27 protein-coding genes are annotated in these 25,653 nt (G+C 38.5%); 10 read left to right on the top strand and 17 right to left on the bottom strand.

From position 1 onward, the window contains the following. Positions 1–57: 57 nt before the first annotated feature. The 8 genes from ABVM52_RS07345 to cobA all read right to left on the bottom strand — a co-directional run bounded on the left by ABVM52_RS07345 (position 58) and on the right by cobA (position 9,061). On the bottom strand, positions 58–1,341 hold the full coding sequence (locus ABVM52_RS07345) for an alginate export family protein (RefSeq protein ID WP_405384762.1): 1,284 nt from the start codon (positions 1,339–1,341) through the stop codon (positions 58–60). A 35-nt stretch (positions 1,342–1,376) separates the two neighbouring features. Beyond that, positions 1,377–2,201 (bottom strand): ABC transporter ATP-binding protein, encoded by an 825-nt coding sequence (locus ABVM52_RS07350; protein ID WP_405384763.1) that lies wholly within the window; start codon positions 2,199–2,201, stop codon positions 1,377–1,379. Between the two features lie 11 nt (positions 2,202–2,212). After that, entirely contained in the window at positions 2,213–3,052 is an 840-nt protein-coding gene (locus tag ABVM52_RS07355) for an ABC transporter ATP-binding protein (RefSeq protein ID WP_405384764.1), read from the bottom strand. A 17-nt stretch (positions 3,053–3,069) separates the two neighbouring features. Further along, entirely contained in the window at positions 3,070–4,170 is a 1,101-nt protein-coding gene (locus ABVM52_RS07360; protein ID WP_405384765.1) for an ABC transporter permease, read from the bottom strand. Positions 4,171–4,203: 33 nt separating this feature from the next. Then, entirely contained in the window at positions 4,204–5,592 is a 1,389-nt protein-coding gene (locus ABVM52_RS07365) for a CmpA/NrtA family ABC transporter substrate-binding protein (RefSeq protein ID WP_405384766.1), read from the bottom strand. Between the two features lie 249 nt (positions 5,593–5,841). After that, the gene (locus tag ABVM52_RS07370; RefSeq protein WP_405384767.1) at positions 5,842–6,600 is read right to left on the bottom strand and encodes a Crp/Fnr family transcriptional regulator; all 759 of its coding nucleotides are present in this window, start codon (positions 6,598–6,600) and stop codon (positions 5,842–5,844) included. Between the two features lie 12 nt (positions 6,601–6,612). After that, positions 6,613–8,040, bottom strand: a complete 1,428-nt coding sequence (locus ABVM52_RS07375; RefSeq protein WP_405384768.1) for an MFS transporter — start codon at positions 8,038–8,040, stop codon at positions 6,613–6,615. Positions 8,041–8,287: 247 nt separating this feature from the next. Next, positions 8,288–9,061 carry a uroporphyrinogen-III C-methyltransferase gene (cobA, locus tag ABVM52_RS07380; RefSeq protein ID WP_405384769.1) on the bottom strand — a complete coding sequence of 258 codons (774 nt, stop codon included), beginning with the start codon at positions 9,059–9,061 and terminating at the stop codon, positions 8,288–8,290. A 123-nt stretch (positions 9,062–9,184) separates the two neighbouring features. Between cobA and nirB the strand changes: the two genes are divergently transcribed. The 6 genes from nirB (at position 9,185) to ABVM52_RS07410 (ending at position 16,236) form a co-directional block, all read left to right on the top strand. Beyond that, positions 9,185–11,701 carry a nitrite reductase large subunit NirB gene (nirB, locus tag ABVM52_RS07385; protein ID WP_405384770.1) on the top strand — a complete coding sequence of 839 codons (2,517 nt, stop codon included), beginning with the start codon at positions 9,185–9,187 and terminating at the stop codon, positions 11,699–11,701. Positions 11,702–11,762: 61 nt separating this feature from the next. After that, on the top strand, positions 11,763–12,140 hold the full coding sequence (gene nirD, locus ABVM52_RS07390) for a nitrite reductase small subunit NirD (RefSeq protein ID WP_405384771.1): 378 nt from the start codon (positions 11,763–11,765) through the stop codon (positions 12,138–12,140). Positions 12,141–12,161: 21 nt separating this feature from the next. Next, complete coding sequence (locus tag ABVM52_RS07395; protein ID WP_405384772.1) at positions 12,162–12,752, top strand: DUF4202 domain-containing protein; 591 nt, start codon at positions 12,162–12,164, stop codon at positions 12,750–12,752. Between the two features lie 22 nt (positions 12,753–12,774). Next, on the top strand, positions 12,775–14,625 hold the full coding sequence (locus tag ABVM52_RS07400) for an ATP-binding protein (RefSeq protein WP_405384773.1): 1,851 nt from the start codon (positions 12,775–12,777) through the stop codon (positions 14,623–14,625). Then, complete coding sequence (locus ABVM52_RS07405) at positions 14,612–15,193, top strand: bifunctional precorrin-2 dehydrogenase/sirohydrochlorin ferrochelatase (protein ID WP_405384774.1); 582 nt, start codon at positions 14,612–14,614, stop codon at positions 15,191–15,193. The genes ABVM52_RS07400 and ABVM52_RS07405 overlap by 14 nt, the downstream gene beginning before the upstream one ends. Positions 15,194–15,348: 155 nt before the next feature. After that, positions 15,349–16,236, top strand: a complete 888-nt coding sequence (locus tag ABVM52_RS07410; RefSeq protein ID WP_405384775.1) for a diacylglycerol/lipid kinase family protein — start codon at positions 15,349–15,351, stop codon at positions 16,234–16,236. 26 nt (positions 16,237–16,262) lie between these two features. Here the strand turns inward: ABVM52_RS07410 and ABVM52_RS07415 are convergent, their stop codons facing one another. Continuing rightward, positions 16,263–16,817, bottom strand: a complete 555-nt coding sequence (locus ABVM52_RS07415) for a hypothetical protein (RefSeq protein ID WP_405384776.1) — start codon at positions 16,815–16,817, stop codon at positions 16,263–16,265. A 147-nt stretch (positions 16,818–16,964) separates the two neighbouring features. Between ABVM52_RS07415 and ABVM52_RS07420 the strand changes: the two genes are divergently transcribed. Together ABVM52_RS07420 and ABVM52_RS07425 are read left to right on the top strand one after the other, a co-directional pair. Continuing rightward, complete coding sequence (locus tag ABVM52_RS07420; protein WP_405384778.1) at positions 16,965–17,525, top strand: hypothetical protein; 561 nt, start codon at positions 16,965–16,967, stop codon at positions 17,523–17,525. Between the two features lie 55 nt (positions 17,526–17,580). Next, entirely contained in the window at positions 17,581–18,633 is a 1,053-nt protein-coding gene (locus ABVM52_RS07425) for a phosphotransferase enzyme family protein (RefSeq protein ID WP_405384779.1), read from the top strand. 9 nt (positions 18,634–18,642) lie between these two features. Here the strand turns inward: ABVM52_RS07425 and ABVM52_RS07430 are convergent, their stop codons facing one another. The 4 genes from ABVM52_RS07430 to ABVM52_RS07445 form a co-directional block, all read right to left on the bottom strand. Beyond that, entirely contained in the window at positions 18,643–19,350 is a 708-nt protein-coding gene (locus tag ABVM52_RS07430; protein ID WP_405384780.1) for a TVP38/TMEM64 family protein, read from the bottom strand. Position 19,351: 1 nt separating this feature from the next. Beyond that, complete coding sequence (locus tag ABVM52_RS07435; protein ID WP_405384781.1) at positions 19,352–20,236, bottom strand: SdiA-regulated domain-containing protein; 885 nt, start codon at positions 20,234–20,236, stop codon at positions 19,352–19,354. Between the two features lie 222 nt (positions 20,237–20,458). Then, positions 20,459–21,724: a sensor histidine kinase gene (locus ABVM52_RS07440; RefSeq protein ID WP_405384782.1), complete on the bottom strand. Its 1,266-nt coding sequence runs from the start codon at positions 21,722–21,724 to the stop codon at positions 20,459–20,461. A 58-nt stretch (positions 21,725–21,782) separates the two neighbouring features. Then, positions 21,783–22,460 (bottom strand): response regulator transcription factor, encoded by a 678-nt coding sequence (locus ABVM52_RS07445; RefSeq protein WP_405384783.1) that lies wholly within the window; start codon positions 22,458–22,460, stop codon positions 21,783–21,785. A 154-nt stretch (positions 22,461–22,614) separates the two neighbouring features. Here ABVM52_RS07445 and ABVM52_RS07450 point away from each other — a divergent pair, with 154 nt between their 5' ends. After that, positions 22,615–23,058: a PepSY-like domain-containing protein gene (locus ABVM52_RS07450; protein WP_405384784.1), complete on the top strand. Its 444-nt coding sequence runs from the start codon at positions 22,615–22,617 to the stop codon at positions 23,056–23,058. A gap of 101 nt (positions 23,059–23,159) precedes the next feature. Here the strand turns inward: ABVM52_RS07450 and ABVM52_RS07455 are convergent, their stop codons facing one another. The 4 genes from ABVM52_RS07455 to ABVM52_RS07470 form a co-directional block, all read right to left on the bottom strand. Then, on the bottom strand, positions 23,160–23,726 hold the full coding sequence (locus tag ABVM52_RS07455) for a TlpA family protein disulfide reductase (RefSeq protein WP_405384785.1): 567 nt from the start codon (positions 23,724–23,726) through the stop codon (positions 23,160–23,162). 190 nt (positions 23,727–23,916) lie between these two features. Further along, on the bottom strand, positions 23,917–24,105 hold the full coding sequence (locus tag ABVM52_RS07460; protein ID WP_405384786.1) for a hypothetical protein: 189 nt from the start codon (positions 24,103–24,105) through the stop codon (positions 23,917–23,919). Positions 24,106–24,196: 91 nt separating this feature from the next. Beyond that, positions 24,197–24,466: a hypothetical protein gene (locus ABVM52_RS07465; protein WP_405384787.1), complete on the bottom strand. Its 270-nt coding sequence runs from the start codon at positions 24,464–24,466 to the stop codon at positions 24,197–24,199. 36 nt (positions 24,467–24,502) lie between these two features. After that, positions 24,503–24,661 (bottom strand): hypothetical protein, encoded by a 159-nt coding sequence (locus tag ABVM52_RS07470; RefSeq protein WP_405384788.1) that lies wholly within the window; start codon positions 24,659–24,661, stop codon positions 24,503–24,505. A 341-nt stretch (positions 24,662–25,002) separates the two neighbouring features. On the opposite strand from ABVM52_RS07470, the gene ABVM52_RS07475 reads away from it, so the two are divergent. Next, a complete protein-coding gene (locus ABVM52_RS07475) occupies positions 25,003–25,647 on the top strand; it encodes a hypothetical protein (protein ID WP_405384789.1) in 645 nt (214 codons plus the stop codon). Positions 25,648–25,653 lie beyond the last annotated feature (6 nt).

The raw sequence follows: 25,653 nt of genomic DNA on the forward strand, positions 1-25,653 counted from the left end.
GGCCTATACATAAAGTGCCGTATAGGCCGTATAACCAAACTAATTTAAATACAAATACTATTCTTTTTTGGTGTTAAGGAATTGAGGTTTAATGGTCAACTGTACCCATGCCCAATTTTGGCTACTTGCCGCAAGGTCTTCTGTAATTCCCTTAAGCTCGTACATGCCGTCTGCAGCGAACATTTGAGAATAGCCAATTGCTAGTCCGTAGCCTTTGAATTTTTTAGCGAATACCAAATCAACTTCGGTACCCAATGATTTTTCTCCACTTGGTAATTCTTGCTCTCCACTAAAGTTCAATACCTTGACCAATAAGCTAGACTGCTTTCCTAAGCTGAATTTTGCACTTGCGTGAATATCAAACAGCCCTACGGAATTAGCATGGTTACCTACGTAGAAATAATCCATGAATCCGTTAAACTTATGATTAGTTCCATACAGTGGGAAAAAAGCTTCGGTCTTATCTGTGGTATCGGCCTTGTTACCGCTTATTACTTCTGTACCAATGCCCAATGCTACCTTATCGCTGGCTTTATAACCCAATTCAAGACCTAATAAATATGCTCCACCAACTTTTACTTCATTCTGTCTTTCGCCCGTTTGTAAAAATATATTGGCATTTGCGCTAAAGCTTCCTGCCTTATACCCTAAATGTGTACCTATGGTTTGCAAACTACTTATACCATCGGCAGCGCCATCAGTATCAAAATTTTGGAAACCGTTGTTCAATGCCAAAAAGCTACCAGAGAATTTATCCCATTGTTGTTTTGCATATACATATTGCATGGTCTTATAGGTAAAAAAACCAGATGTATTATATGCCGTACCTACAGACTGAAACCCTGTAGGATTATCAAAATCTTGACTAAAAGCAAGACCTATGTCTAACATAAACTTGTCTTTTTTGTACTTTAAAAGTCCGGCATCATGGTTTCTGCCTTGCTGTGCCCAATCTAACCCACCAAAAATACGTTGGTCATCATAAGCAATAGATTGTCTACCCAATTTAGTGGACCAACCTTTTCCTAAATTTATATTGGCCCAAGCTTCAAAAACGGCAAAAGAATCGTTTTGATCGTCTGGCAATATTTGTCTGTTTTCACCCCAAACCAATACATCTTGTATGCTTAGATAAAACTGGTAGGCTTCCGTTGAGTACATTGCGTTTAATCGTGCTCGGGTAGATATTGCAAAGCCAGCATCTGCCGCATCTGGTATAATATTACCAAAACCATGTCTATATTCGGTTCTTGGTCTAAATTGACCGTCGAGCGTAAATTGTGCCCACATGGCATTACCGGTCAAAAATAACAGAGTGATAATTAGGTATTGTTTTTTCATAATAGTTACTGTTTAAATACTGAGTTAGTTAATGGTTAGTGTTCAAGAAAATCTATCAAATGTTTTCTGTAAGTGTAATAATCATCGCTCTCCAATACAGATTTGCGAGTTCGTGGCCGTTCAAAATCAATAGAGAGAATATCCCCTATTTTTGCCTTTGGTCCACTGGTCATCATAATAACGCGATCGGCTAAAAAGATGGCTTCATCAACATCATGGGTGATCATGACCGCTGTAATTTTTTCTTTGTTCCAAATTTCAATGAGAATATCCTGTAATTCTCCCCTGGTCAAAGAATCTAGCATACCAAAAGGTTCATCTAACAACAATACTTTGGGTTTAATGGCAAATGCCCTTGCGATACCCACACGTTGTTGCATACCCTGCGATAATTCTGATGCCTTTTTATGAAATGCATTTTCAAGTCCTACTTTGTGCAAATAATATTTTGCTATGTCTTGTCGCTGCCCTTTGGTCGCCTGTGGAAAAACTTGATTGACTCCTAGCAAAACATTTTGTAAAGCTGTCATCCACGGCATTAAGCTGGGAGATTGAAAAATAACACCCCTATCTGGGCCGGGACCTTTTACCGGGTTGCCCAACACAGAAATATTACCTCCAGAAATTGGGTTAAGACCAGCGATCATTGAAAGCATTGTGGTTTTTCCACAACCTGAATGACCAATAATGGTTACGAATTCTTCTTTTAAGATCTGTAAGTTCAAATCTTCAAGAACCACATAATCTCCCTTTGGTGTAGGATATACTTTCTTTAATTTAGAAAGGTCTAGCATTATGTTAGAAGGATAAGCAATGCCGTTCTCTGAATATACTTCGTTAGATTGTTGTACTGTATTCATTTTCCAATTCTTTAGGCCACAAAACTTTTTGGGGTAAGCTCTGGCAATTTATATTCTATATCAGATACCGTTTTTCTCTCATCACCTATATCCATTAGGTATTCTATAATGGCATTTCTAGTTTTCTTATATACAGGATTATCGTTCATGGCCGTTTTATCCCTTGGTCTTTCAATGTCTATTTTAAACTCTGGACCCAAGGTGGCATTAGGACCTGGTTTTAATGGAATTATGCGGTCTGCCATATAAATACCTTCGTCCACATCATTGGTAATCAATAATGCCGTACGCTTGTCTTGGCTCCAAATATTCAAGATCTCGTCTTGCAGGTTACCTCTGGTCAAAGCATCTAAAGCTCCTAAGGGCTCGTCCATAATGATCATCTCAGGATTCATGGCCAAGGCACGGGCAACCGCAACCCTTTGGCGCATTCCGCCAGAGAGCTCTTTTGGTCTTTTATTTATTGCCGGACTCAGACTTACCATTGATACGTAGTCTTTAACCCTTTCCATTAGAACTTTCTTACTTTCTTTTGGAAAAGCTTCTTTTACCGCCATGTAAATATTCTGCCCAACCGTTAACCAAGGCAAAAGGGAATAATTTTGAAAAATTACACCACGTTCATGACTGGTATCCGTTACCGGTTTCCCTTTAAAAAGAACCTCGCCACTAGTGGGTTGCAACAAGCCGTTGATCAAGTTTACCAAGGTGGTTTTACCGCTACCGGTAAAGCCTACGATTGCTACAAATTCTCCTTCATCCATAGTAAGGTTAATGTTAGACAGTACTTCTGTACTACCATCGCCCTCACCATAGGTCTTATAAATATTATTTAGTTCTAAGTATGCCATGTGCTTCTTTTTATAAATTATGCCATCTCATTTTTGTTGAAAGAAACCATGTTCTGTACCGTCAACATCAATCTATCTAACAAAAAACCAATAATACCTATGACGAACATGGCCACAATGATTTTGGAGTTAGAGTCGTTTGCTCCGTTTTGGAATTCTTCCCAAACAAAAAGTCCTAAACCTTGACTTTGTGCCAGTAGTTCAATAGCGATCAATACCATCCATGCTACCGAAAGGGTAATACGTAATCCTGTAAAAATTAACGGTAGTGATGATGGTAGAATTACCTTGAATACTTTTTGGAACGTACCCAATTTCAAAACTTTGGCAACATTGATATAATCTTTATCAACCGATGATACTCCCATAGCCGTATTGACCAAAGTTGCCCACATGGCACAAAGCCCAACACTAATAAAAGAGATGACAAAGGCATTGTCTGAGCTATCGCCGATATATAAGGTTTTTACGATCATAAATACCAGTAGATACCAAACTACGGGCGACACAGGTTTAAATACTTGAATAAACCAATTAAACGCACTGCGTAAAGACGGACTAAGACCGATCACTATTCCGATAGGCACGGCGATTAACAATGCTAAAAGAAAACCGGCAAAAACCGTTTTTATACTTGTTAGCACAATGTCTATAAACGAAGCTCTACCGGTGTAGACTATTGGGTCTTTACCTTGTGCAATCAATTTTTCATTGGTTGCGGACAATTTTTCTGCAAAAGCGGCCTTATCTGCTTTAATTACTTGATGATCGGCAACCAAAGATTTTAAAGAAGCCCATACTTGAGAAGGAGAAGGCAAGGTATTGGGCTGGCAGCTACTATCTCCCGATTCTATACATGCACGCTCGGCAGCAGCAGCTTCTTCCCCTCGTTCTTGTAATGCTTTTTCTATCTTATAATTTGCCTCTTTATTGTAAAGGGCTTTTGACCCCATGTGCCATAAACCTATAAACAATAAGATGGATAGAAGGGTTATACCGGCATTCTTCAAAGATTTTAGAATACCATCCTTTTTTACACTTGGTGTAAGTTTTATAAGCAGCTGCTTGATGCTTGCAGACAAACTTTTTTCATTTTTTAAGACCATTTCTTGCTCCATAATAATTTGTTTAAAGTCAATGAATATGTGTGCTTACTTTTTATCCTTGTTTCCGATAGAAAAACTGTTGATGTACCCAATAGGGTCTTTAGCGTCAAAGCTGGTGCCGTCAATAAAGTCTGATGTAGCTGCTTTATAACCATCTGTAGCAGGTATATCTGCTGCAGGTATTTGTCCTTCAGCTACCAAAAGATCTGCCGCTTTTTTCCAGATATCAGGTCTGTAGATATCTTTAATGGTACTAGCATACCAATCTGTAGTTTTAGCTTCAGGAATTTGCCCCCATCTACGCATTTGTGTCAAGAACCAAATACCGTCAGAATAGAATGGATATGTTGCGTTGTACTTGTAGAATACATTGAAGTCTGGCATTTCGCGCTTGTCTCCTTTTTCAAATTCAAATGTTCCTGTCATTGAATTTGCCAATACCTCTTTTGGTGCGCCCACATATTGTGACATGGACAATATCTCAACCGCTTCTGCTCTATTAGAAGGTTCATCTAACCATTTACCGGCTCTGATCAATGCTTTTGTAACCGCAATGGCCGTATTAGGATTTTGCTCTACAAATTGCTTTGTCATTACAAATACCTTTTCAGGATTGTTTTTCCAGATATCATAATTAGTAGTTACTGGAACACCGATTCCTTTAAAAACCGCTTGTTGGTTCCAAGGTTCACCTACACAGTATCCATAAATAGTACCAGACTCTAATGTTGCCGGCATTTGTGGCGGAGGAGTTACCGATAACAACACCTCGGCATCTATTTGCCCTTGCACGTTATCTGCAGTATACATACCTGGGTGAATTCCTGCTGCCGCTAGCCAATAGCGCAATTCATAATTGTGTGTAGATACTGGGAAAACCATTCCCATTTTAAAAGGCTTCCCTTCATTTTTATAAGATGTAATTACCGGTTTTAAAGCATCTGCCTTAATAGGGTGAATAGGTTTTCCGTCGGGATCTGCAGGCACATTTGGTTTCATTTTTGACCAAACATCATTAGATACGGTTATTCCGTTACCATTTAAATCCATTGAAAAAGGAGTGACCAATTCTGCTTGTCTACCAAAACCTGCACCTGCAGCAATTGGCTGACCTGCCAACATATGCGAACCATCTAATTGCCCATCGATTACACGATCTAATACGTTTTTCCAGTTACTCTGTGCCTCTACAGAAACAAAAAGTCCTTCTTCTTCAAAAAAACCTTTTTCTTTAGCAATCGCCAAAGGTGCCATATCGGTCAGTTTAATAAAACCGAAGGTTAACTGTGGCTTTTCAATATCTAGCATTTTAGTTTTAGAAGCTACCGCCTCTTCAGTAACCGATTCGGCTTTCTTGCTTTTAGTATCTCCACAAGCCGTAAAGACCAAGGCTAGGGAAAAGGTTAAAATAGATGAAGTAAAAATGTTTTTCATAATCCTATTATTTAGTTTTCTACGTATTTATACTTATTTCTACAAATATATACGTAACAACTATTTTCATTAATGCGATTAGGAATGTTTAAACCTCTTTTTATACCATATTATAAACCCTTCTAAAACCATATTAAAATCTGCGAAAAAGCAGGTTTTAATATTTAAACGCTGTTAATTAACCTTTTACTTCTGATAAAAGAAATTGTGACAACTACGTAAGTATGTGTGATTAGATAGTACGTACTATTAACTATCCAAGTAGAAATTATGCTCTGAAATTTCTTTTTTAAGAAGTGTGATATTTGAAATGCCAATTCTTTTGCCTTTGGTGGTCAACAATCCCTCTTTTTTAAGGATGGAGAACATTCGTATGACCTGCTCTTCGGTAGTTCCCGCATAATCTGCATATTCACGTCTGCTTAATAAGAGCGAGAAATAGCCGTTGGTTTGCCCAAACTTGCGGTTAATATATAATAAGGTATCTATGACACGTTCTCTAACCGTCATTTGAGATAAAGACTTCACTCTAATTTCACTGCGATTAAGTTCGTTGGCATAAAACAACATAAAGTCATAAGTAAGACTGGGTGTTTCTCTTAATGTTTCTTGTAGTAGTTCTTTTGAGAAGTAACACAATGTGCAATCTACCAAAGCAATGGCACTAATAGGGTAGGTCTCTTCTGTACCAAAACCTCTGTGCCCAATAATTTCACCCGGAGTGGCAAAGCGTACTATTTGTTCTTTACCATGAAGACCGGTTCTTAATACTTTTACTTTGCCACTTAATAGAAAAAATAATCCTGTAACCGAAGCGCCCTCCATAATGAACTGCTGTCCCTTTTTACACTTTATTTCTTTTCTCGCTTTTACTAGCTTGCCAATATTAGGAGTGTTGATGTTCTTTTGAATAAGGCAATTTTGATTCGTACATATACCACAGGCACTAGCAAGCAGCTTATCTTGCTGTTCAGTATAGGTCGATATTTGATTTGTGCCTTCTCGCATAGGTTTACGAACTTATATGGAACTTGGTGATAATTTGACCACAGGGGTATCTGCCTTTTGCAATTCTTCTTTCACCTGTTTTTCATCTTCCGCAGAAAATTTAATGGCAAGTGTGGTTAGTGCCGTAACAATAACAAAGCCTCCAATTATTAAATACCCGCTTGATACCGCACCCGACGCTGCAGCAGATTGAGCAGCTTTCATTGCTTCTTCTCCTAAATTAGCATTTGCAGCCAACGCGTTGGTCTCTGCCATTGCCGATTTTGATTTCAGTAAAAGTGCCGCTAAAAATGCGCCAACATTGCCACCCGCACCAACAATGCCCGATATGGAACCAATTGCTTTTTTGTTGATAAATGGCACAACCGAGAAAGTTGCCCCTTCTGCCATTTGAACCGTTAAGCTAAAGGCTATTAAAAATATGATACCCATTGCAAAACTTGTGGCCAATGAAAAGGTAGAAAGCATAACGCCTTCTAGCGCAAGTATTACGGTCAAGAAAAGCACCCTTCCGCGCAATCCTTTTAACCTACCAAAACGATCCCCAAAAAAACCACCCAAGGTTCTTGCAAAAATGTTCATGAGCGCAAATGAAAGTACCAGATTACCTGCAGTGGATCTTGTTAATCCGAATGTATTTTGTAAATAATCGTCCATTGTACCATACACGGTAAGCTCCATTCCAAAAGAAGCTGCGTATACAATGAAAAGGATCCAAACCCTATAATCTTTTAATACACTTAAAAATGATTCTTCATCTTTTTTAAGCTTCGGCATTTTACCAGCCTCTTTTAATTCTTTGAAGTTTCCCTCTGGAGTATCTTGGGTAAAAAAGTAATATACAACACCCATTAACATGGCAATAATACCAGCCATAATCATAGAATATCTCCAAGCAATTTCATCGGCAACACCAAAGCTTACCACTGCTGCAGCAATTAATGGCATACCTAAACGATTGGCACCACCACCTAAATTTCCCCATCCAGCAGAGGTAGCGTTCGCTGTACCTACAATATTTGGGGCGAACATTATTGAAGTATGAAATTGGGTGATAACAAACGATGCTCCTATAAAACCAATAAACAACCTACATATTAAAAACTGTAACGGCGTTTGCACAAAACCAATAAGAATTACAGGAATGGAACCTAATATCAATAAATAGGTATAACATAACCTCGGACCGAACTTGTCGCAAAGTTTGCCTATTAGAAGTCTAGCGAAAACAGTACCTGTAACCGCTAAAATGATAGAATTCCATTTTTGATCTGGGGTCAACCCTAAATCCTTTACCACATCTGGCATAAATGGTACAATACCAAACCAAGCAAAGAAACATATGAAAAATGCAATTGAGGTTATCCAAAAAGTACGAATGGGTAAACTTTTTACATTCGTTAATTTTAAGGTAGTAGATTTTTTAGTTTGACTTTCCATTATATAGCAGATTCTGTTATTGAATGAATACAAACCTACTATAAAAAATACGTAATAATACGTAGTTTTGAATAAAATTTTATTTTACTACGTATTTTTAAAGAATCGAAGAAATAGCTCAACTCCAGTTATTTAATTCTGAATTTAACGCAGATAATATTTAAGATACATCAATATTTGCCATTGTTCCGCATACTCTTTTTGGCAATGACCAGAATATAGTTAGAGATTCAATGTCTTTTAACGGTTAAATGGCATGGTGAAGAATACGCTGTACTTCTTCTTCAAAAAATGATGGATGATCAGCTACCACATCACTAATAACAATAATACCAGGCTGTGTAATATCAACTTCTCCTGAAATAGTGTTCAGCGTATCTAAAGTAGCTACATAACATTTTTCATGCGTAGTAGTTCCGTTATGAATTACAGCAATAGGTGTCATCAATCCCCTATATTTACTAACTTCTTTAACTATTTCTTTCAACTTTCTAATCCCCATTAATATAACCATAGTGGTAGATGATTTGGCAGCAAACTGTAAATCTTGAGAAAACGAACCATCTCTTTTTGTTGCCGTCATAACCCAAAAACTACTACTTACCCCTCGTTTAGTCATAGGTATACCTTGACTAGATGGTACTGCTATAGCACTAGTAATGCCAGGCACTACACTTACCGGTATACCAAATGATTCTACATATTCTATCTCCTCGTTCGCTCTACCAAAAACAAAAGGGTCACCTCCTTTTAAGCGTACCACATGGCCGTACTTAAAGGCATATTTTACTATAAGTTCATTGATTTCATCTTGTGTGTGCGAATGTTTTCCACATCTTTTACCTGTAAACATCCTAGGTATATCGGTACGTATTTCAGATAATAGCTCATCACTGATCAATGCATCATATAAAACAATATCGGCTTGGTTCAAAACCTTCATAGCCCTTATTGTTATTAGGTCTTTAGCCCCAGGACCCGCACCTACCAAACTTACTTTTACCGTTTTTTCCAATTCCATCTTCATAGTATTTAGCATTGTTAATTATGGATTCTTCAACAAGAATACGTAATTATTTTCATAAAATCAGTATTTATATACGTATTTATACGTAATATTGCTAAGTAGCTAAACAATATGGGTATGAAAACAATAATTGTTGTCGGTAACGGAATGGTAGGTTATAAATTCTGTGAGAAATTTGCCGCACGTGAAGAAAGTAAGCATTTTAAACTGATTGTTTTTGGTGAGGAGCCACGCGCTGCCTATGACAGGGTGCACTTAAGCGAATTCTTTGAAAATAGAGACGCCAAAGCATTAGAAATGGCACCTTTGGAATGGTATGCCGATAATGATATAGAATTGATAGTTAATGAAAGGGTTACCGATATTCATAGAAGTAAAAAGACCATTACTACCGCTAGTGAAAAAGAATTCATTTATGATTACTTGGTTTTGGCTACAGGCTCGGCACCATTTGTTCCTCCTATTCAAGGTGTAGAAAAAAAGGGTGTCTTTGTCTATAGAACCATTGAAGATCTAGAGGCGATGTTATCATACGCCGAAGAAATAAAAAAATCAAAGCCAGACGGCAAAGCGGCAATACTTGGTGGCGGACTCCTTGGTCTTGAAGCAGGTAAGGCGGTTATGGACATGGGTCTAGAACCACATGTAGTGGAGTTTGCCCCAAAATTGATGCCCCGGCAATTAGATGCTAGAAGTAGCAACGTATTACAACTAACCCTAGAATCTATAGGTATATCGATACATACCGGAAAAGCCACCAACAGTATTATGGGCAATGGCGCAATTACAGGAATGGATTTTGGCGAAGATGACAAATTAGATGTGGATATGTTGGTCATTTCAGCAGGTATACGACCAAGGGATGAACTAGGAAAAACCTGTAATCTAGAAATGGGCGTACGTGGCGGTATTGTGGTAAATGATAAAATGCAAACTTCCGATCCAACCATTTTTGCCATAGGCGAAGTAGCATTGTATAACCAAATGATCTACGGTTTGGTTGCCCCAGGTTATGAAATGGCAGAGGTTGCGGTTAATCAAATTCTTGAACAAAGTGACGTGGTCATGAAGTCTGAAATTGATATGTCTACCAAACTGAAATTGATAGGGGTTGATGTTGCCAGCTTTGGTATTCCCTATATGCCGGCAGAGAAAGGACTTTCCATTATCTATGAAAACAAAACAAAAGGAATTTACAAGAGAATAAATGTTAGCCATGACGGGAAAACATTATTAGGCGGAATTATGGTTGGTGATGCCGAAGATTATAGCATTCTTCATCAAATGTACCTCAACAATATGCCTTTGCCAGATAATGCCGAAGAACTGATCGTTGGCTCTAGAGGCGAAGGGGGTTCTGCTTTTGGAAGCGCCATGGACCTACCTGATACAGCAGTAATCTGTTCTTGCGAAGCTGTTACCAAAGGTGATGTTTGCTGCTCTGTTTTAGATAATGGCAACGAAACCTTAAAAGATGTAGCCAAAGCCACAAAAGCAACTACCGGTTGTGGTGGTTGTAAACCTATGGTGACCGACTTAATAAAGGAAAGTTTAAAAACCTTAGGTAAAACGGTAAAAGAACGTTTATGCGAACATTTCGATTATTCTCGCCAAGAACTTTTTGATCTCGCAAAACTAAAAGGTATTACTGATTACGACACACTTTTAGATGAAGTGGGTTCTGGTAACGGTTGTGAAGTTTGCAAGCCGGCTGTTGCTGCAATATTTGCCAGTTTATACAATGAAACAGCCAATAGACAAGAAACCATACAAGATAGTAACGATCGCTATTTAGCCAATATTCAACGTAATGGAACTTACTCGGTAGTACCAAGGGTAGCCGGTGGAGAAATTACACCAAAACAATTAATGGCCATTGGTAGAATAGCGCAAAAATATGACCTGTATACCAAAATTACCGGCGGACAACGTATTGACATGTTTGGAGCAAAACTACATGAACTTCCCATGATTTGGGAAGAATTGATTGCGGAAGGTTTTGAAACGGGTCAAGCCTATGGTAAATCTTTACGTACCGTAAAAAGTTGCGTAGGTTCTACTTGGTGCCGCTATGGTATGGATGAAAGTGTAAGTTTTGCCATTGAAATAGAACACCGTTATAAAGGCATACGTTCTCCTCATAAATTCAAAGGTGGTGTCTCTGGTTGTATTCGCGAATGTGCAGAAGCAAGAGGTAAAGATTTCGGGTTTATAGCAGTTGAAGGTGGGTGGAATGTTTACGTAGGCGGCAATGGTGGCGCTACACCTAAACACGCGCTATTACTAGCAGAAAAAGTTGATAAGGAAACAGCAATAAAATATGTAGATCGTTTTATCATGTTCTACATAAAAACCGCACAACCTTTACAAAGAACCGCACCTTGGTTAGAGAAATTGGAAGGCGGTATCACCTATTTACAAAATGTTGTCATCAATGACTCCCTAGGTATTGTAGACCAACTTGATGCAGAAATGCAAGCCTTGGTAGATTCTTATGTATGTGAATGGAAAGAGGCAGTGGAAACCCCAGAAATTAGAGCGCGTTATACGCACTTTGTTAATTCTGAAGAAACGGATAACAATATTGAATTTGTGTCTTTAAGAGAACAAAAAATGCCTAAAGAGTGGGCGTAAAAGAAGTACAGAGTTTAATGTCCGGTCTAGCACAGTCGAGACCAATAAATACCCTATAATTATGATAGCAAATCTAGATACATATGAATCTGTTTCCCTTGCAGAAGTCAAAGTTTGGTTTAAAGCTGCACCTATTTCTAAGTTTCCTAAAAACGGTGGTGCTTGCATAAAATACAAGGACAAACAAATTGCCGTATTTAATTTTACAAGAGAAGGTACCTGGTATGCCTGCCAAAATCTTTGTCCGCATAAAATGGAAATGGTTCTTTCTAGAGGTATGATAGGGGAAGAAAATATGGAAGCTAAAGTGGCCTGCCCACTTCACAAGAATACATTTTCCTTAAAAACCGGAGAAAATTTAAACGGGACCTTAGATCCCATTGCTACATATCCTGTAAAAATAGAGTCGGACTTTGTGTATGTTGGGTTTTCTGAATAGCTTTGAGTAAACTTATGACTTATGGCGACCACGGATAAATTACTACTTGCATTTAAATATTTTGACGAAGCCAATAAGCAAGATCCCAATACAGAAGTTTTTGAAGGAACCACATACCCTAAAGAAGTACTTTATGGTATACGAATGACGGAAAGGTTAAATGCATTTGATCCCAACGCTTCTGAAGCATTGCGCCTTACAGCCAGATGTCAACATATTTGTAGATGGGAAATACCTAGGGAATCTTACGAGATGAACCGTGAAGGCTACCTAAGATGGCGACAAGAATTAAAAAAATTCCATGCCACTAAAGCGGCTTCTATTTTAGAAGATGTTGGTTACGACAAAGAAACCATTGACAATGTCAAGTTTCTGTTACAAAAAAAACAACTAAAGAAGAACGAAGAAACCCAAACCTTGGAAGATGTCATTTGTTTGGTTTTTTTAGAATTCTATTTTGAACCTTTTGCCCATAAACACCCTGAAGACAAAACCATTGATATTCTTCAAAAAACGTGGAGAAAAATGTCACCAAAAGGTCAAGAAGCTGCTTTAAAACTGCCGCTTTCTAAATTTTCTTTAGATTTAATTACCAAGGCGCTACACGCCTAGTAGAAATATACTATTCTTTTTTATGGATAATGACGAGCGCAACATACCATTGGACACCGCTACGTTTATACGTATACGTAAATGGTACCTATTGGCGTTGGCCGCTATTGCGCTTACCGTTATAATTGCTCAGGTTCTTATACAATTACATCTCAAAGCACAATCTGGAGATTCACAACTTATTAATATTGCCGGTAGACAGCGTGCCTTTAGTCAAAAACTAACCAAAGAGACTTTGCTGCTCAAAGAATTGACAAATGCTAAGGACAAAGAATTGGTGCTATCGGAAATTGTGAAAACACTAGAGATTTGGAAAGAATCTCATAAGGGGCTTCATTTAAGCGATGCTTCTTTTAACCTACCTTATGAAGATGATCCCAAAGTACAATCTTTATTTAAAGAACTAGACCCGCACCACTCGGCAATGGTCGATGCCATAGAACATGTGCTATTGACCCATCAACAAGATATCAATGCACCCGTAGACCAAGCAGACCTTGATGCCCTGCTAAACAATGAGCGTCAATTTTTGAACATCATGGATCAAATCGTAAACGAATACGATGCGCGTAGTAATGAACAGCTTCAAAAATTAAAACGAAAGGAATACTGGTTACTTGCTTTTTCATTATTGATTCTTCTACTAGAAATCTTTGTTATTTTTAGACCCTTGTCCATCCAAATCAAAAATACTATTGGTCATCTAATTGGAAAAGACGCAGAGTCTAAAAATCAATTGGAGAAAATACAAAGCCTATACGATGAAAAAGAACGCTCACTTAAGGAATTACAAGAGCTTAACTTCGTAATTGATAATGCCGCCTTATTTGCAAGCATACGTAAAGACGGAAGCATTGTTTTTATCAGTAAAAAATTTCTTGACCTATTGGGGCATACGTCTACTCCCGTAAACAAGCCAATTTCAGAAATTTTAACCATAGAAGAAGGTCAACAATCGTATTTAAAAGAGGTTCTAAAAATCAACAGAAAAAACATCATTAGAAATGAAGAACTACAGGTAGTAACCACCAACGGTTCAACCCTTTGGTTAGACATGTCTATTGTACCTATGCATCAATCTTCCTTAGAGCAAGATATTTTAATTCTATGTTCAGATATTACCGAACGCAAAGAAAATCAGCTAAAAGTACAAGAGCTGACCAAGCAGAATTTTGAAGAACGCATGCAGCAGAAAAAATTGCAGGCAAGCCAAATTGTGGAGGGCCAAGAAGAAGAACGTAAGCGTATAGCAAAAGATATTCACGATGGCATCGGTCAAATGCTGACCGCCCTTAAATTTAATATTGAATCAATAGATATTGAGGACAAGGAAAAAACAAGGGAAAAAATCGCCTACTTAAAGTCATTAACGTCAGACTTGATCAAAGGGGTGAGAACGGCTACTTTTAACCTTACCCCACCGGAACTTGGTGATCACGGAATTTTTCCAGCACTACAAAAAATGACCGCCGAGCTATCTAAACTTACCGGAAAATCTGTCTTGTTCAAAAATAAGACCGATGCAAATATTAGATTTGATTCCCTAGCGGAAACCAATATTTATCGTGTAACCCAAGAAGCCGTGAACAATGCTATTAAATACGCTGAATCTAATTATATTTTGGTTACATTAAATTACTCTTACCCTATTTTAAGTGTCGTCATTGATGATGATGGAAAAGGTTTTGACGATACTTTATTGGCTCAATTACCAAAAAATAACAGTGAGGGTGGTATGGGGCTGTTTTTTATGAAAGAACGTATAGATTATATTAACGGGCGCCTTTTTATAAATTCGGAAATTGGCAGAGGTACACGGGTTACCATCAATTATAAAACAGAAGAAAACAATATTTTACATGGAACGGAATGAGCTTTATCCCATATTTTTAAAAGTATCTAACCTTCATATTTTAATTGTTGGCGGGGGCAATGTAGCTCTTGAGAAACTGACTTTTTTACTGAAGTCAAGCCCCAATGCCCAAGTGGAGATGGTTGCGCCTATGTTTAGGGAAGAAACCGTAGAACTTGCAAATAAATTCAATATAAAAATGAATGTTGCCGAGTATGATGCCTCTTTTCTAAAAGGGAAACATGTCGCCATTGCAACAACGGATAACGTGCCCGTAAATGAACAGGTGTACCATGATTGTAGAGAAAGACAAATTTTGGTAAATGTAGCCGACAACCCACCATACTGTGATTTTTATATGGGAGGCATTGTTACCAAAGGAAATGTAAAGGTGGCGATCTCTACAAACGGAAAGTCGCCAACTACAGCCAAAAGGTTACGCCAGTTTTTTGAGGATGTAATTCCAGAAAATATTGACGACCTCGTTAAAAACCTCAACGAATTCAGAAAAACCATTAAGGGTGATTTTGAGGAAAAAGTAGACACCCTAAATGAATTCACCAAAGGTTTGGTAAACAAGAAAGAATAAGCCCTTTCCCAAGGGCTAATGCCAAATTGCGTTAAATTTTTAATGTAATCCTATTAAAGTATACGTATTGTTTTTTTACGTCGTTTAACTATATAGCTTTATGCAAAAGTACAATGCTTAGTCATTGGGCTTAAACAACAAACATAGCGTTTTAGGTGATTCGTATTCATTTTATAGTTAACCCAATTGCCGGTCATGGCAATGCTCCTTTGACCAAAGAGGAATTACAGCCCTATTTCATAACCCATGTTCATGACCTCACCATAAAGGTTTCACAATACAAGGCACATGCCACACAATTGGCCCAAGAATCTATTGCGGAAGCAGCGGATATTATCGTTGCCTGCGGAGGAGATGGTACGATCAATGAAGTGGCCGCCTGTCTTATTGGGACCAAGGTTGCTTTAGGCATACTTCCTATGGGGTCCGGTAATGGATTGGCATCTAACCTGAAAATTCCTAAAAACCGTAGAAAAGCACTTGCCATTATCCGAGACAGGCATATGGAATGCATGGATGTAGGCACCATAAATGGTCGATATTTTTTCAGTAATACCGGAGTTGGTTTTGATGCCAGTTTGATTAAAAATTATGAATCTTCGGAGAAAAGGACCTTACTTGGTTATATTAGTGCCTGTGTAACCACCTTTAAGGATATTAAAAAGAATAAGCCCTTATCCATTAGCATTAACGGGGAAGAACCTTTGGTTAATCCGTTTATCATTCTTATCTCGAACTCCAATGAAATGGGTTATAAGCTTAGTTTAACCCCTAAAGCTTCTCTACAAGATGGTAAGCTGGATGTTTTGATCATCAAGAAAATCAACCGTTTAAAAATGCTTTGGTTGGGTTGCTTGATTATCCTTAGAAAAGTACATTGGTTAAAGGAATCTACAAGTTACCAGACCACGCAATTACAACTTACCCGTAATCATGAAGCTTTTTTCGACACCCAGATAGACGGCGAGCACCATGAATTGTCCACCAACATTGTTGACATTGCCATTTTGGAGAAATCCTTATGTGTGCTCACCGCAAAGTAAGGTACGCGCCATGCAACCTTAGCGTGTTACCTGTCTATAGTACCGTGATCATTATTGTGGCTACACGTATAATGGGCAATCTCTGCGGCATAGGCAGAAGCATCTGCCGATTCCTGCGCATCTCGCATTAAACGCTGTGCCTTTCTTATATGAAACTGTAGATTTCCAAGGTTATTGGCCTTTGCCGCACTCTTGGCGTTTTCAAAAGCCTCTGCGGCATAGTCCCGCGCATCTATTGCATGACTTTCTGCATCTATGGTATAGCTTATGGCATCGTCAAGGCCACAACTTCCAGAATCATACTGCGCATCAGAAGCCATGATTACGGCTTCGTCTGCCGCGGTTACCGCCTGACCCATTAATAACATAACGGTTTTACTATGGTTTCGTGCGGTACTAAAACGCGCATCAAATCCTGCAATTTCCGCAGAAGGTTTTAAAGAATCGGATAATTTGCCAAACTGCACCATGTATTTCTGTACATCTGAAATTTCACTTTTAAAAACTTCGCATTGGGCTTGGGAGAATACGGCCATACCCATTAATAGGGCGGTAGCCAAGTAGGTTTTTGTATGCTTCATTATTGGGGAAACTTTATTTTAATTATGCTAATAACTGTTAAAATTCGCAAAAAGTATATTTATTGGATGTACTGCACTTAAAACGTACAAAAACGGGCCACTAATCCTAATTGCGTATTTTAGTGTGCTACAACCAAACTCCGTCATATGTCAATGTTCCACACCCATTATAAAAAGGTTTACCAGACCATATTCCTTTTGAGTTCCCTTCTTCTTTTTACAAGTTCATTGCTATACGCACAGAGCAACATGCCCAATGATTCCTATACCATTATCACGGAAGCCACAAATCTGGGCCCAGAAAACCCCAGGAGAAGTTCAAGCATGCTGGGAAGGTTAAAACAGAAATTTTATACTGATGGTAGTTATGAAAATATAGATGATTTTTCCGTTTACTATACTATTGTTGCGGCAGAAGCGGAAATTCATGTACGCGAAGGCAAATTTAGTACGGTGTACAGATTGTTTGGTGAGTTGGGCGATACGATTAAACCCTTACGAACAAAAGACGACCAATATGCTTCTTATTATTACTTTTCCAAAGTAATGATCCTCCTCTATAAAGCGTGGGGAAAAGGCGGTCTTTTAGAGAAAAATCCAAGATATAGGGGTGAAATCAAAGCTTTAATAGAAGAGGTTAAACGATTTAACTTTAAGGAAAAAATTAATCAAAACTTGGTCGTTAGTCACCTTGAGCAATATTTATAGCAACTACCTATATCCATATCCCAAAACCTTATATTTATTCTGTACCACTAGATATATGACCCAAAGCTCCTTACAACCCGTTCTTCAAAAATTTAATATCACCGGTGCGCAGTTTAGGTATTCCCCTTTAACTGCAGGGCTCATTAACGACACCTACTTAGTAACGACTGCAGAACATCAACAATACATCCTTCAAAAAATAAATACCCAGGTGTTTAGTCATGTGGGCGAATTAATGAAGAATATTAATCACGCCCTTACCCATTTATCGGCAACGGACTATGCCCCCATTACTTTTGTCAACACCAAAAATGGGGAGAACTGTTTACAGGAAAATGGAGTTTTTTGGCGCATGATGACCTATATTCCAAACAGCACTACGTACAATACCACCACCAACACAAATATTGCTTATGAAGCAGGACGCATTATCGGGAAATTTCATAGCTTATTATCCCCTGTGGACCCCAACTTATTTTATGATACACTGCCCAAGTTTCACGACCTTGACCATAGAACCCACCAATTTGAACAAGCACTCCAAAGTGCGGACTCCACAAAACTAAAAACGGCCAAAGAGGCTATTAAAAAAGCACATAGTTTCCTGAACGAACTTCAGGATTTAGACTATAGCAAACTACCCTTGCGTATCTGTCATAACGATACCAAACTGAACAATATACTCTTCTCCAAAAATACAGATAAGGCTTTGTGCCTTATTGACCTGGATACCCTTATGAAGGGCTATTTTTTTTATGATTTTGGTGATGCCATTAGAACCGTTGTCAATACCGCCCCAGAAGACGAGAAAGACCACCACAAAATAATCTTTGACGAACCTATGTTTACCGCATTTATAGACGGACTGGCAACACACCCTCATCTATTGACCAAGGCGGAAAAGGAAAGTTTACCGTTAGGGGCCGTTTTTATGCCTTTTTTACATGGGCTACGCGCATTGACGGATTATTTAAACAACAATATCTATTATAAAGTTGCCTACGAAAACCAAAATTTGGACCGTTGCCTAAGCTTGTTCCATTTTGCAGAAAAAGCTTTGCAGAACAAAGACCTTATGGCGGCCTACATTCAACGCAAATTACATTAGAAGGCCATCTTATTCTTCTTTATTCTGATGTTTTTTATCCCACCATATATAACAACCAAATACAACAAGACTCACTAAGGAACCCCATAACAAACCTATTTTAAGGTCCTCAATACTTTTTCCAAATATGGCGATGAACACGGTTAAAGGGGCAATACCGATCATGGTAGCACCTATAAATTTCCAATAGCCCATACGCAATAGTCCGCCCACAAAACTTATGGCATCATTAGATAAGAATGGATTAAACCGGGTAATGATGACCGCCCAAAATCCATAATCCTCTAAAAAGGATGCTACCTTTTCCTCCGTTTTTTTACCAATGACCTTCACGACCATACGATCTCCAAAATAATTTCCTATAAAATATCCTACGGATGATGCCGCAAACACAGCGGCAAAGATTATGACACTACCCCAAACTGGTCCGTATGCCAAAATGGAAACGACCATAAGTAGTAGGGACGGTATTACCAACAAAAACATCTGTATGATCATGGCGAGGATCAAAACTACCGGTCCCAACCAACCAAAACCGGCCACCCATTGTTTTATCTGTTCCTCATCATCACTGGTAAGGACCCGCCAAGCTTCATCTAAAAATTCCTTTACTGAAGGAACCAGAAAATACGCTGCTATGATGACCACGGCTAAAGCGATGGAACTGTAAAGCGGTACATTGCTTTTTGATGGATTCTCCCTGTGGTTGCTAGACATGTTATGGCAATAATTTTAACTCGGTAATGGTACCTATACCGTCATTCTTTCCTTCGCTCGCAATATATAGTGTACCATCTGGGCCAAAGGTTATACCCTCTGGTTGCGGAAATAATTTTTTATCTAATTTATAGGCATGTTGGGCATTCCCTTGCTTATCCAAAATCAACAATTTGGGTTTGGAACCTTCCAATACATATAGCTCATGAGTTTGTGGGTGTATGGCCATATCAGAAGGTCTAAATGTTTTGTATACCTTTTTCTCCCTAAAACTCTTAAGCACCTCATCACCCATATCAATGGTGAAAATGGGCTTAGGGTCCAGGGTATTGGTCCTTAAGGAAAATGCATATATATTCTTTACCCTTTTTGAACTGGCGTCCCTGTCCTTTGGGATAAGGAGCAAGCGGTGGTTGGCCGCATCATACTCCAAACTTTCCATATTATTAGCTATATCAAAACCAGTATCAAAAGATGTTACCGTTCTGTCGTGGTCTTGAAAGTTTTTTACTATTGTGATGGTGCCGTTACTTTCCAATACATAGGCATCCTTATCATGTAATGCCAAGCCTTCATAATCCCCGGCATGACCAAATTTTATCTCTTTAATCACCTGTTTTTGTTGCAGGTCATACAGAAAAATGATGCCGTCCTCATCCTGTACCGCAGCAATGGTATCCTCATTTAGCCAAGCAATGCCTGAGACTTCCCTTAATGCTAGTGGTAGCTCCCAACGCCCGGCAATTTCATAGCTTACTTTTTTGGCACTGTCATAAGGTAGCCAATCCCTAAAGTTCATAAACAAAAATCCTATGCTGATCAGCATTGCCGCCACGGTCCAGAATTTAATTCTCGCCATATTAAACGTGTTCTTGTTTGCTTCCATAATTCTTACTTTAAACGGGTTCATCCTTACATTTACAAAACGTAATGGGCACTTTGCCCTCATTCATCCATTTGAACAAAATTGATGTTCTATGCGTTATTTTATTCAAAATCTCGATATATCATTCAACTCCCTCTAAACAACAGTATAAAAATAGCTTCCAAAACTGGAAAGAAACAGGAATTAGCAGGGGATTAACAACTTTAGGAGAACCTTAACGGTTTATGAAAAGTATACTTTGAACTCATGCCTATCCGAAAAGGAATAGGCCAATTGTAAATGGTACTTATCTGCAATGGCTTTAGCTATGGAAAGCCCCAAACCTGTAGACCTACTATCTGTAGATGCCTTTCTAAAACGTTTAAAAAGTCCGTTTGGATTCAGGGCGGAATCGCCTCCATAATTTTGAATTTGAATATGGTCCTTTGCCACCAGAATATCAATTGGTTTGCCGGTTTCGCCATGTACAATGGCATTTTTAAGGAGATTGGTCATAAGTACTACGGCCAGGTCAGGATTCATGGTAAAGGTTAGCTGTTGCTGGCCGGAAAATCTTAGCTCAATGTCCTTATGCGTGGCAAAATCCGTAAAATCCTGTACCAAGGTTTGCATCAGGGCACTGAAATCTATACGTTCTTCTTTTATATATTGCTTGTTATCTATTTTGGAGAGCAGCAATAAGGATTTGTTTAAACGGGTAAGTCGCGTAAGGTTATCCAAAACGCTCCCCACTTCTTGAGATTGTGCTATGGTCAACCCGTTCTTTTCCAATAACAGCTCCAATTTGTTAATGGCTATGGCCAACGGGGTCTGTAGTTCATGGGCTGCATTTTCTATAAACTCTTTTTGGGCAAGATAACTGTCCCTAGATTTTTCTGTTAATCGCTCTACGCTTAAATTAAGCAAGTTAAACTCGTCTATGGTAGTGGGTTCAGATGTAATGGGGTCGTCTTTTTCAATACGGAATGTTTTTAACCTGCCGATCAATTTATAAAAAGGTTTCCATATCCTTTTCATCACAAAATTGTTCAAGACCAGAATGCTTAAGATCAATGCCAGGTAAAGGCCCACCAAATAGATGAAGAGGTTTTGTATCTGGTCATCTTCCTCTACCATGGAGGTAATCAGTTTAATTTTATAATAGGAATCATCCTGTTCAAAAACACTTTCCAAAATTCGTACGGGTTCATAATCTTCCTCATTCTGCATATACATTAAGGTATCGCGATAGCTGTCCTTGAACTTTTCATCCTTCTGGATATTAGTTTTTTTAATGGTGTAGTTATTGACCCCAAATTCGGTATCGTTCAATAGCTCAGGGTTATCATTAACGGCTTGTATGATAATTTCCTTTTGGTTTTCCAATCCGTCGTCCAAACTGTCATAGACCTCATCGATCATGGCCACATAGAATATCACCGCCCAGACCGATATGAGTACGATCAACAGTATGGCAAAATATTTTGTGGTATGATTAAGTAGTTTCATACATCGATTTATAACTAAAAATACATATAACGGAGAGGACTTGGCACCTTGTGTTTCCTTAAACGGTCTGCAATTTATAGCCTACCCCATAAACTGCCTCTATTTCTATGCTTGCTTTGGCATCTGCCAGTTTTTTGCGCACATTCTTAATTTGGGAATAAATAAAATCAAAACTATCGGCCTGATCAATATGATCGCCCCACACATGTTCTGCCAAGGCGGTCTTGGTGACCAAACGGGTCTTATTGGAAATCATATAGGTTAGCACATCAAACTCCTTTCTGTTGAAAACCAATTCCTTACCATCAATGATTACACTTCTACTTTCAGGGTCTATGCTTACATTGCCAATGTCTATTTGGTTGTTGCCCTCAAAATTACGCCTACGTACAATGGCCTTTACCCGTGCATGCAGTTCTGCCATATGAAAAGGTTTGGGCAAATAATCGTCCGCACCTAGGTTTAAACCTTTTATTCGGTCATCCAATGAATCCTTGGCAGATACAATGATTACGCCGTCTTCCTTGCCCATTGCCTTGAGCTCTTTTAACAGCTCCAGGCCGTTACCCCCGGGCAGGGTAATATCCAACAAAATACAATCATAATCGTAGGCCCCGATCTTATCGTTTGCCGCCAAATAGTTCGTTGCCGTTTCTACAATATACTCTTGGCGCTCCAAGGTTTGGCGCATATTCTCCAACATTTGCGGTTCGTCCTCAATAATCAGAATCTTCATGGGCTATGGTTTCTTACAACAATATAGCAACATTCTAGAAAGAAATGGGAATAAAAAGGGGAGGGAAGTTACCGCCCTTCACAATAAGACTCCATTCCCAATTCCTTCTAGAATTGTCCCTTTTATTTGTAGTGAACTTAAAAAAACATACACGATGAAAAATAAATATATACTTACAGGAGCCTTGGCCACTTTGGGAATCTTAATTGGTTCTGCCCAAGATATGGACCCCAATACGGTGCCGGCAAACTTAAAGAACAATTTTGAACAACGTTACCCTGCCGCCAGTGATGTGGAGTGGGAAATGGAAGATGATGCCTATAAGGTTGAATTTGAAATGAATGCCCAAGAGCATGAAATTTGGTATGCCCCAGATGGTAACACCACAAAAACGGAACAAGAACTTACCGAGGCAGATTTACCACAGGCCATACGCAACACCATTACGGATTCGTATTCCGGTTTTAAAATCGATGAGGTTGAAAAGACCACGGAGAAAGGTAGTACCACCTATGAAGTTGAATTACAAAAAGGGTGGATGAATGAAAAGGATGTGATTTTTAATGCCGATGGAACGGTACTTCGTGAAAAAGAATGATTGATGTTTCTTTGATTGGGAAATGTGGAAGAGGCCGGGAATTTAATTTCCGGCTTTTTTTCTGCCCGATTATGAACCCGATGCCCTTGAACTTACCGCAACTATTGTCCCAATAATTTATCTAAGAGCGACCGTACCTTGGCACTGTTCCAATCTGCCGCTCCGGTTTCCTTGATGATAATAGTACCTTTTTTATCGATAATATAGTTGGTGGGAATGCTATTTTCCTGAAGCATTTCCGGGGTATTCATCTGTGGAAAGTAAATGGGTAGTTCATACCCTTTCCGTATGATGAACTCCATTACTTTATCCGGATTTTCTTGGGTCAATAGCACAAACGTTACCTTGTCCCCATAGTCCTTGTACAATTCTTGAATGCCGGGCAGTTCTGCAATACAGGGCGGACACCAGGTGGCCCAATAACTCAAAAAAACCACTTTATCCCGAGCAACCGGAATGTGTTGGGATGCCCCTTGCAGATCCGTAACGGCATAATCAAACGCCACAATCTGTTGTTGGTCCTCTTGGTCCTCAATACTGGGCGACCAAATAGCGACCTTTAGTTTATTTACGGCCACTTGAATAGGTGTTCTGGTCTGGGGTATTAGCAGTAGAACAATGAACACCGCAAATATGATATCACTGATCTTGAATTTTCGCTTTTTCATATACGGTCTTGGTCGGAAAGTTTGGTAAAAATTACTGCGAAAATATATTTCAGCCTTTACAGTTTCTGTACGTTATGGAAGGTATTAACAATGGAGGTTTAAAAACCACAAAACTCAACATAGTACCTTATTCCCCTTTTTTACCTAAAATAGTTACATTACCATCAATATTGTTCAAATAATGAGCTATTTAAACTGCTTTTCGTGCTTTGAGGTAGCTGTTTAACATGATGCCAAACAGGGCCGCCCAAATTAAGCGAAAGACCCAAATATTCAGTTCAAAACCAAAAAACCTCCCTGTATCGTTCTTGGTATAAAAACTGTAACCAATTTCAACCAATGCAATACCCATACCTATTATAGATGTTATTTTTCTCATATTGTTTCATTTACACTACCACGTACCACATGGCATTTGGTTCTAAGCATTCTTTTTTGGGGTTGCAATACATGGTAATGGAGTACCGTTACTATTCATCAGTGTCTTCCTTGGACTTGTTGTACTTGGTAAACTCCACCTTTTTTTCTTCTAAAATCCTATAAAAACGGCGGTGACTTATTTTAAGGTCCTTGGTAATCTGTGCCACCTTTTTCTTTTTCTTCTTGTACAGTTTGATCTCTGCCGTTACCGCCTTGTTAAAGTAGTGTTTTTCAAGTGCGGCTACCACCTCCAATGCCGTCTTGTTGTTCGTTTCCACATAGTGGTCAATAGCCGTTTTTATTTCCTGTAGCCCTTTCATACGTTAAATGTGTAAACAAGAAAGTTACAAAATAATCTATGCATATTTGCTCATAAGCAGGGCATACTTGTCAATCTCTTCCAGGGAGTGGTTACCATAATCCTTGACCACGTTAAATTTTATATTGTTGTTGGCCAAGAACGTAGCTACTCTTTCCAACTCTTCTGGGGAACCTTTAATTTCAATTTTTGCCATGGGTACGTACTCGTGTTTTTACGCTAAAAAAGTAGTTTTCTCTCTATAGTCTTTCACGGGGCGCTAAGGCCGCATTTTTTTGATCGCCAAAGTTACTGGTTTTTTTGCATTGGCGCACTTTAAACTACTTGCTGAACGGTCTAGCCTAGGTTTTTAAAATGCATTTTGATGGTTTGGCTCCAATAAAAGACATCCTTACAGGTTTCCGTAAGGTTTACTAAAAAAGTTAGCCTATTTTCCAAAGGTTAAAAAAAGGGGATGTATTCTTGGTTTCCCTGCTTTTTACAGATGGATTGATTATTTTGGTGGTTAGATTAACCAACAAAATTAAATGTAAAATAATGCCAGAATGTATTACATGTGGTGAACCCACAAAATTTGACGGAGGACTATGTTACAAATGCTACAAAAAGGAAAATAAAAGTAAAGATGTAGCCGAGGAAGAAAAGCCTATTTCCAAAACAAAAAAAACTAAAGCAGACCACTCGAAAAAAGTTAAAAAACCAAAAGAAAACCCATGGGTGTCTGGCGTAATAAAAGGTAGAATTGCGGAAACTATTGTCGAAGAGCTTTTTCGGTCATTAGGTTTTCAAGTTTTTAGCTATGGTATGGAAAATTCTATACCTGGAATAACCGATCTTTTGAGAGGAGTAACTGGAGATGTAGAAAAAAATATTAGACAAATGCCAGATTTTGTCGTCTTTAAAGATAATATGGCACACTTTATTGAAGTAAAATATCGAGCAAATGGAAAATTAAAACTGAGCGATATTGAGAAATATGGAGATTATCCTTTTAAAAATGCCCTATTCGTTTTAATTACAAAAAAGCATATCAAATGTATATCTTATGCTGAATTAAAAGAAGGTAAAGAGATAACCGAAAAGGATCATAAATACCTTGGTAAGAGGAATGAATTTGACACTGATAGCGCATTGATTATTGAATACTGCAATTACGCAGTAAAATTCTTTGAAAGCGTATAATTAGTA

It is taken from the genome of Maribacter sp. LLG6340-A2 (assembly GCF_045057105.1).
Taxonomy (GTDB): domain Bacteria; phylum Bacteroidota; class Bacteroidia; order Flavobacteriales; family Flavobacteriaceae; genus Maribacter.

Coding starts and splice junctions, on each gene's coding strand:
- ABVM52_RS07405 (WP_405384774.1), top strand. CDS start 14,612: ATGGAACGGAATGAGCTTTATCCCATATTTTTAAAAGTATCTAACCTT.
- nirB (WP_405384770.1), top strand. CDS start 9,185: ATGAAAACAATAATTGTTGTCGGTAACGGAATGGTAGGTTATAAATTC.
- ABVM52_RS07415 (WP_405384776.1), bottom strand. CDS start 16,817: ATGAAGCATACAAAAACCTACTTGGCTACCGCCCTATTAATGGGTATG.
- ABVM52_RS07370 (WP_405384767.1), bottom strand. CDS start 6,600: ATGCGAGAAGGCACAAATCAAATATCGACCTATACTGAACAGCAAGAT.
- ABVM52_RS07425 (WP_405384779.1), top strand. CDS start 17,581: ATGACCCAAAGCTCCTTACAACCCGTTCTTCAAAAATTTAATATCACC.
- ABVM52_RS07460 (WP_405384786.1), bottom strand. CDS start 24,105: ATGAGAAAAATAACATCTATAATAGGTATGGGTATTGCATTGGTTGAA.
- nirD (WP_405384771.1), top strand. CDS start 11,763: ATGATAGCAAATCTAGATACATATGAATCTGTTTCCCTTGCAGAAGTC.
- ABVM52_RS07365 (WP_405384766.1), bottom strand. CDS start 5,592: ATGAAAAACATTTTTACTTCATCTATTTTAACCTTTTCCCTAGCCTTG.
- ABVM52_RS07345 (WP_405384762.1), bottom strand. CDS start 1,341: ATGAAAAAACAATACCTAATTATCACTCTGTTATTTTTGACCGGTAAT.
- ABVM52_RS07455 (WP_405384785.1), bottom strand. CDS start 23,726: ATGAAAAAGCGAAAATTCAAGATCAGTGATATCATATTTGCGGTGTTC.
- ABVM52_RS07350 (WP_405384763.1), bottom strand. CDS start 2,201: ATGAATACAGTACAACAATCTAACGAAGTATATTCAGAGAACGGCATT.
- ABVM52_RS07420 (WP_405384778.1), top strand. CDS start 16,965: ATGTCAATGTTCCACACCCATTATAAAAAGGTTTACCAGACCATATTC.
- ABVM52_RS07355 (WP_405384764.1), bottom strand. CDS start 3,052: ATGGCATACTTAGAACTAAATAATATTTATAAGACCTATGGTGAGGGC.
- ABVM52_RS07450 (WP_405384784.1), top strand. CDS start 22,615: ATGAAAAATAAATATATACTTACAGGAGCCTTGGCCACTTTGGGAATC.
- ABVM52_RS07435 (WP_405384781.1), bottom strand. CDS start 20,236: ATGGAAGCAAACAAGAACACGTTTAATATGGCGAGAATTAAATTCTGG.
- ABVM52_RS07395 (WP_405384772.1), top strand. CDS start 12,162: ATGGCGACCACGGATAAATTACTACTTGCATTTAAATATTTTGACGAA.
- ABVM52_RS07470 (WP_405384788.1), bottom strand. CDS start 24,661: ATGGCAAAAATTGAAATTAAAGGTTCCCCAGAAGAGTTGGAAAGAGTA.
- ABVM52_RS07375 (WP_405384768.1), bottom strand. CDS start 8,040: ATGGAAAGTCAAACTAAAAAATCTACTACCTTAAAATTAACGAATGTA.
- ABVM52_RS07400 (WP_405384773.1), top strand. CDS start 12,775: ATGGATAATGACGAGCGCAACATACCATTGGACACCGCTACGTTTATA.
- ABVM52_RS07445 (WP_405384783.1), bottom strand. CDS start 22,460: ATGAAGATTCTGATTATTGAGGACGAACCGCAAATGTTGGAGAATATG.
- ABVM52_RS07430 (WP_405384780.1), bottom strand. CDS start 19,350: ATGTCTAGCAACCACAGGGAGAATCCATCAAAAAGCAATGTACCGCTT.
- ABVM52_RS07360 (WP_405384765.1), bottom strand. CDS start 4,170: ATGGAGCAAGAAATGGTCTTAAAAAATGAAAAAAGTTTGTCTGCAAGC.
- ABVM52_RS07440 (WP_405384782.1), bottom strand. CDS start 21,724: ATGAAACTACTTAATCATACCACAAAATATTTTGCCATACTGTTGATC.
- cobA (WP_405384769.1), bottom strand. CDS start 9,061: ATGGAATTGGAAAAAACGGTAAAAGTAAGTTTGGTAGGTGCGGGTCCT.
- ABVM52_RS07465 (WP_405384787.1), bottom strand. CDS start 24,466: ATGAAAGGGCTACAGGAAATAAAAACGGCTATTGACCACTATGTGGAA.
- ABVM52_RS07475 (WP_405384789.1), top strand. CDS start 25,003: ATGCCAGAATGTATTACATGTGGTGAACCCACAAAATTTGACGGAGGA.